Origin of the sequence: Kitasatospora sp. NPDC015120, from assembly GCF_043080305.1 — a bacterium.
Taxonomy (GTDB): Bacteria; Actinomycetota; Actinomycetes; order Streptomycetales; family Streptomycetaceae; genus Kitasatospora.
The window spans coordinates 1-1,063 of sequence record NZ_JBIBVJ010000084.1; the positions used below are offsets into that span (position 1 = coordinate 1).

A 1,063-nucleotide genomic window follows, 5' to 3' on the forward strand; every position below is an offset into this window, starting at 1 on the left:
AATGTGGAATTGGACAAAAACTTACTTGTAAAAGCAGATATAACTGGTGGTGGAAATAACGAATATCCCTCCCTCTCCATCTCACCGAAGGACTTAAACAACGATCCGTTAAAGCAGGAGTTTGTCAATAACAAACAATTATCAAATACTTTCAATAACAATAATGATATTAAACCAGACTATAAAGACACCTACTTTGATTTTACAGATGGATCATATATGTCTATACAATTAGGTGGTGTAATGTTTGAAGATTCGATTTACAGTGATCGTGAATATTCTGATGTTATCTATGGGGCAAAACCTTATATTCGGTCAGATTTGCACGAAATATACAATAAAACAACACTTGAAAACATTAATAGGAATGAAGCCATTGAACAAGTGAAAAAGGCAGCAACTGAATTCGGTGTAACCAATCTTGCAAATCCAGATGTAATTGCTTTAGATTTAAAGACTTTAGAAAGTGAATGGGAAGACTATGAACAAAAAGACGGCAGCCATCCTCGCAAATGGGAAAAGGCTGATGAAGCATATGTAGTCACCTTTCCTGTTGTCCATAACAATCTAAACATAACAAATAAAGGTTATTTTAATAATGCTGCCGACATAGCGGTTATTGGAAGCCGGGTTGTAGGTGTTGTTAATAAAGATGGAATAATTGCCTTAACTTTAGACGGCATTTATGATACAGGCAAAACAATAAAGGATAAAGTAAATCCAAGTTCCTTGGAAGATGCCTTAAAAATGGTTAAAAACAAGTATAAGGACGTCTTATTAACAGACCCCATAACAATTTCTAAAATAGCATTAGAGTATGTTCCAATTGTGTCCAAGCAGGATTCCAATAGCTATGAACTAATGCCTGCATGGGTTTTTACTGCCAAACAAGATGTAACGTCCACTGATGAAAAAGGCACAAATACACCCCCAGTTTTTTTTACTATAATAATAGATGCAGATACTGGTCAAGAATTGCGAATGGGAAGTGAATATTAATATGAAAAGAAGGGCGTTAACTATGTCGTTTATGCAAGTATTTTCGTCGCCTGTTTTTTACCTT

Annotated in this window: 1 protein-coding gene; it reads left to right on the plus strand. The window is 34.9% G+C overall.

Going from position 1 to position 1,063, the window contains the following annotated elements:
- Positions 1-999 (plus strand): hypothetical protein (locus ACF1AK_RS36470; RefSeq protein WP_391503097.1); only part of this gene is annotated, 999 nt, incomplete at its 5' end.
- Between the last annotated feature and the right edge of the window lie 64 nt (positions 1,000-1,063).